The following is a 6,036-nucleotide window of genomic DNA, read 5'->3' on the forward strand; positions in this document are numbered from 1 at the left end:
CTTACCAGGGGAGAAAACTTTGGCACAATTGAATCAGTGAAAGCCGTTGAGGAACTGAATTCACCAGTGACAGGCACCGTTATAGAACGGAATGAAGCCTTAATTAGTTCTCCCGAAGAAGTGTCAGAAGACCCCTACGGGGAAGGGTGGTTTTTGAAAGTGCGCGTCAATGACCCTGGCGAAGTTGAAGATGCCTTGACAGCTGATGAGTATCGCGCCCAAGTAGAAGGGGAGTAGGAGTGCTGAGTGCTGAGTGCTGAGTGCTGAGTGGAAGAGTAAGGGAGTAGGTGAGTGGAGGAGGTAATTAACAATTACTCTTATTCACCTATCCAATATCTTCCGAATCCCCAGTCCCCAGTCCCCAGTTTAAGAGTATTTATTGCAAAATATGAAATAGTACCATCTGGAGAGTAATTTGTGGTATTGAACGCCCCTATTCTCAAGTCTCATGAGCAGCAAGTGCTGGACGAAAAAAGTCAAAATTTAAGTAGTTTTGTGCCAAGACACATTGGCCCTAACTCCGATGATATTCAGCTTATGCTTAAGGTTTTGGGGTTTCCCAGCCTGGATGCCCTAATCGACCAAACAGTTCCACAGGCAATTCGGCTGAAGCAACCGCTAAAGTTACCAGCAGCAGAAAGTGAGTATGCAGCACTGGCATCGTTAAAAAAAGTTGCAGCCAAAAATCAGATTTTCCGTTCATACATTGGTATGGGCTATTACGACAGTATTACCCCACCTGTGATTGGGCGTAATATCTTAGAAAACCCAGGTTGGTATACTGCCTACACTCCCTATCAGCCAGAAATTGCTCAAGGGCGACTAGAAGCCCTGCTGAATTTTCAAACCCTGATTATTGACCTCACAGGTTTAGAAATTGCCAATGCTTCGTTACTTGATGAAGCCACAGCCGCTGCTGAAGCGATGAGCCTAAGCTATGGTGTTTGTAAAAATCAGGCAAATGCCTATTTTGTCTCTGGTGACTGTCATCCCCAAACCATTGACGTGTTGCAAACACGCGCTCAACCATTAGGGATTAAGATTATTGTCGGCGATCATCAAACATTTGATTTCGATCAACCAATTTTTGGAGCTATTCTGCAATACCCTGCAAGTGATGGCACTATTTATGACTACCGCGCTTTTATAGAAAAAGCCCATGCTAAGGGTGCATTGGTGACGGTAGCAGCAGATCCTTTAAGTTTAACTTTGCTGACCCCTCCTGGGGAATTTGGCGCTGATATTGCTGTAGGAAGCACTCAGCGGTTCGGTATTCCTTTGGGGTTTGGCGGGCCTCATGCGGCATATTTTGCTACGAAGGAAGAGTATAAACGGCTGGTTCCAGGGCGAATTGTGGGAGTATCAAAAGATGCCCAAGGTAAGCCTGCATTACGTCTCGCCTTGCAAACCCGTGAACAGCACATCCGCCGCGAAAAAGCTACTAGTAATATCTGTACTGCACAGGTGCTGCTGGCGGTGATGGCGAGTATGTACGCGGTCTATCATGGGCCTACTGGACTGAAGCAAATTGCCGAAAATATCCATTCTTTGACGGTGTTATTGGCAGAAGGACTGAAGCGTTTGGGTTACAGCATCAGTTCCAAAGATTTCTTTGATACGCTGCGAGTAGAACTGGGAAGACGCAATTTAAAAGATATCTTGGCAGCTAGCGAACAACTTCAAATTAACCTGCGGGTTTTTGATGCAACTACTGTTGGTATCTCACTAGATGAAACAACTACACCAGAAGACTTAATCGACCTCTGGCAGATTTTCGCTGGTACAGATGATTTACCCTTCACTTTAGAAGAATTAACTTCTTCCTCATCCTCACATCTTCCTCTCTCCCGTACAAGTAAATATCTTACTCACCCAGTTTTTAACCGCTATCACTCAGAAACTGAGTTGTTGCGCTATCTGCACAAGCTAGAAAGCAAGGATTTATCGCTAACAACATCGATGATTCCTTTGGGTTCTTGCACAATGAAGTTGAATGCAACTGCTGAGATGATTCCGGTAAGTTGGGAGGAATTTGGCAAGATTCATCCATTTGCCCCTGCATCACAAACGCAAGGTTATCAAATACTGTTTGAGCAACTTGAGGCATGGTTAGCTGAAATTACTGGTTTTGCGGGAATTTCTCTGCAACCAAATGCTGGTTCTCAGGGCGAATATGCTGGACTTTTAGTAATTCGTCAATATCACGAAAATCGGGGCGAAGAACATCGCAATGTTTGTTTGATTCCCACTTCTGCGCACGGAACAAATCCAGCAAGTGCGGTGATGTGCGGGATGAAGGTGGTGGCTGTTGCCTGTGACTCACAAGGTAATATTGACGTTGTTGACCTGAAGGCGAAGGCAGAAAAACATAGCAATGAATTAGCTGCCTTAATGGTGACATATCCCTCAACTCACGGTGTCTTTGAGGAGCCAATTCAGGAAATCTGCGCTGTTGTCCATAGTCATGGTGGACAAGTTTACATGGATGGGGCAAATATGAACGCCCAAGTGGGAATTTGCCGTCCTGGGGATATTGGCGCGGATGTCTGTCACTTGAATCTGCACAAAACCTTCTGTATTCCTCATGGTGGCGGTGGCCCTGGTATGGGGCCTATTGGCGTTGCATCTCATCTTGTGCCTTTTCTACCCGGACATCCTGTTGTTACTATCAACGACTCAACTCAGCACTCACATATTGGTGCTGTGGCAGCTGCGCCTTGGGGTAGTGCGAGTATCTTGGTGATTTCTTGGATGTACATCGCCATGATGGGTGCAGATGGTTTAACCCAAGCTACCAAGGTGGCGATTCTCAACGCTAACTACATTGCCAAGAAACTGGAATCATATTATCCCGTTTTATATCAGGGGAAAAATGGTCTAGTTGCCCATGAATGTATTTTAGATTTGCGATCGCTCAAAAAATCAGCTGCGATCGAAATCGATGATGTTGCCAAGCGTCTGATCGATTACGGTTTCCATGCGCCGACAGTCTCCTGGCCTGTAGGGGGTACAATCATGGTGGAACCTACAGAAAGTGAATCTAAGCAAGAGTTGGATCGTTTCTGTGATGCGTTGATTGCTATTCGTCAAGAAATTGCCGAAATAGAAGTTGGCAAGGTGGATATTCAAGATAATCTTTTGAAGAATGCACCCCACACTGCCGAAAGTTTAATTACCGGGGAATGGCAACATCCCTATTCTCGCGAACAAGCTGCCTATCCTGCGCCTTGGACTCGTGAATATAAATTCTGGCCAGCTGTTGGTCGCATTGATGCAGCATTTGGCGATCGCAATTTTGTTTGTTCTTGTCTGCCAATGGATGCTTATTAAACTGAAGTGAAGAGTTAGGAGTTGTGAGTTAGGAATTAAAACTCCTAACTCCTCTAATTGCAATACAGTAGGGGCATACAGATGTGCATCCCTATGATGGGGTATTTTTATTCGCTGGAAGTCCCTAAGCATTTTTTCCTGATCTTTGCAGAACAACAATACGGTTCAGTTAAGGCTAAAACTCTTTGTCAAAGTCAACTTTTTTAACGTAGACGCAAAGCGGCTTGCCGAAGGCTACCGCAGAGGCGCAGAGGAAACAGAGAGAAGAGAAAAAATGCTTAACTGAACTGTATTGTGCAGAACAAAGGTATCTAAATTCTGAAAATGAAAACACAGATAGAAACAGGTAAATATTGATGATTTAACTGTTTCTATCTGTGATTGTCTAGTTTCAATACCTGGGAATTAAACGATTAAGCTTGTTGTATTTCTGGACGACCATCTTCAACCACAAATGAAGCCCGCTTACTAATCGTGCCATTTGGGGTTGTGACTTTTGACATAACCAAATAGTCTGTCTTCCAGGTTGTGGGAGTCAAAGCACAGCGCACATATCCCCGTTGATTATTGTAGAACTTAATGTGTGGGTTATCGGGTAAGTAAGCTTCAACGTTGGGGTTGCTGTCTGCTCCATCGCCACCGGAGCTAATTGAGGTAGCGACAAATTCACTGCCAACTGTGGCGGATTCTGGCTGATCAAAGTTAGCCTTCAGATTCATCGCCCAGTTAGAATGCACATCACCTGCCAAGGATACTGGATTAGAAGGCTGGCGCTGTCCGAGGAAAGCCATGAGGCGATCGCGCGAAGCCACATAACCATCCCATTTATCCATGCTGTAAGTTCCACCTTCTCCTGGTGTTGTGTCTCTTTGAGCAATCGGTACTTGCTGCGCCAAAACATTCCACTTAGCTTGTGAACTATTTAGACCATCGAATAACCAATTTTCCTGCGCCTGACCGGTAATCGTTGCATTCGGATCTAAGTTTTCTGGGCAACGTTCTTTAGTGCCATCACCACAGGGCTGATCGGTTCGATATTGGCGGGTATCTAAAACATGGAAGGTGGCTAAGTTACCAAAGGAGAGCCGACGGTAAAGTTGCATATCGGGGCCAACGGGACGCGAGAAGGGGCGTAGTGGCATATGTTCGTAGTAAGCTTGATAGGCAATAGCCCGCCGTTGGAGGAAAATTGCCCGATCCTGATCTGGTTCAGTATCAATTTGTGAAATGTTGTTGGCGTAGTTGTTTTCTACCTCATGATCGTCCCAGGTGACAATCCAGGGAAACGCTGCATGAGCTGCTTGCAGATTGGTATCGGTTTTATAGAGGGCGTGACGGTTGCGGTAATCCTCTAAGGTAAAAATTTCTGAACCATTGTGTTGTCTAGGGCGATTTTCTGTGATTCCCCCTTCGTAGATGTAATCGCCCACATGTACTACTAAATCGAGGTCATCTTTAGCCAGATATTTGTAGGCAGTATAGTATCCCTGCTCATAGTGCTGACAGGAGACAAGGGCAAAGTTAAATTTACTTAAGTAGCTATTTGCTAAAGGCGCTGTACGAGTGCGACCGATGGGGCTAGCGTCTTGGCCGACAAGAAACCGATACCAGTACCAAGTATTAGATTGCAGTCCTTCTACCACAACTCGAATTGAATGAGCTAGTTCTGGGGTTGCCAGTACCGTACCTCTAGAGACAATACGTCTCATGTCTGGATCGGTTGCTACTTCCCAGCGAATTGGCACATTCACAGGTGGCATTCCACCTCCGTTTAAGGGTTCAGGAGCCAGACGAGTCCAAATCACTACGCTGGTAGGATAGGGTTCACCCGATGCAACACCCAAAGTGAAAGGATAATTGGAAAATCTGCTTCTAGCGATCGCTCTTTGAGAAGAAAATTGGTTAGCGATCGCTAAACCAGATAATGCCCCTGCCCCAACAATTAAGTTGCGTCGTTTGATTCGACTGTGCAGGAACTGCTCAAAATTCCGGTAATCTACCATTCTCTACTCCTGGCTAACAGGTAAGTTAAAGTACAGCAACAGCTAACACAAAGAAGGTAGAGTAATAGTAGGAAAATTTCGTAATTATTCCCTCATAGCAATTCTTTATTAACACCCATAGAAATAACCCCACCACCCTTGTTAAGGAGAGGTTGGGAGGGCTTATAATAAGCAGCTTCATAGAGAATTGGTACGAGCAAAATCAGATTTCAAGTTCCAACTTTTCCCTCTACTATCTATGTGTTAGATGTTGTTTCCCCACATAAAAGCCTACTAGTAAGAGATTAATCCTTGGCAAAGAAATTGTTAATATCAACTTAACCAAGGTGAGATTTTAATCTTTTTCATTGATGCTACCTTTCTCTTCATCATTGAGCCAAGGCTAAAAGCAAAAAGAACACCAACTAAAGGTGTAGGTTCAGGTACTTGTCTATAAGAAACTGTACCTGATATAAGTTCAGCATTGGGAGAAGTTTTAGAGTAAATTGTAAAATCCTCACCAATAATCTCATAACTGATAGAACTGGAAGGATTAGCTTTATCATTAAACTGATAATTTAATCCAAAATACGTTTGTCCTGTTAAGGATGTGGTTTTAAAAACAAGAGGAAAATCTGGGTAATTTGCATCATCTTGTTCAGTGTAAATGGTATCGCCATCAAAGTTGAAAGAAAGTGACTTAATGGGAGCTTCGGGATTATAG

At 44.3% G+C, this 6,036-nt stretch carries 4 protein-coding genes; 2 read left to right on the forward strand and 2 right to left on the reverse strand.

Translation table 11 applies throughout. The features are described 5' to 3' along the window. Together IQ229_RS09650 and gcvP are read left to right on the forward strand one after the other, a co-directional pair. Positions 1-237: glycine cleavage system protein H (locus IQ229_RS09650; RefSeq protein ID WP_409339913.1), on the forward strand; the 237-nt coding region annotated here is incomplete at its 5' end. 198 nt (positions 238-435) lie between these two features. Beyond that, positions 436-3,330 carry an aminomethyl-transferring glycine dehydrogenase gene (gene gcvP, locus IQ229_RS09655; protein WP_409339914.1) on the forward strand — a complete coding sequence of 965 codons (2,895 nt, stop codon included), beginning with the start codon at positions 436-438 and terminating at the stop codon, positions 3,328-3,330. A 413-nt stretch (positions 3,331-3,743) separates the two neighbouring features. On the opposite strand, the gene IQ229_RS09660 is transcribed toward gcvP, so the two are convergent. Continuing rightward, positions 3,744-5,333, reverse strand: a complete 1,590-nt coding sequence (locus IQ229_RS09660; RefSeq protein WP_194043212.1) for an alkaline phosphatase D family protein — start codon at positions 5,331-5,333, stop codon at positions 3,744-3,746. A 312-nt stretch (positions 5,334-5,645) separates the two neighbouring features. Beyond that, a partial coding sequence (locus IQ229_RS09665) for a PEP-CTERM sorting domain-containing protein (RefSeq protein ID WP_194043214.1) occupies positions 5,646-6,036 on the reverse strand: 391 nt, incomplete at its 5' end.

The organism is Nostoc cf. edaphicum LEGE 07299, assembly GCF_015207245.1.
Classification (GTDB): domain Bacteria; phylum Cyanobacteriota; class Cyanobacteriia; order Cyanobacteriales; family Nostocaceae; genus Nostoc; species Nostoc edaphicum_B.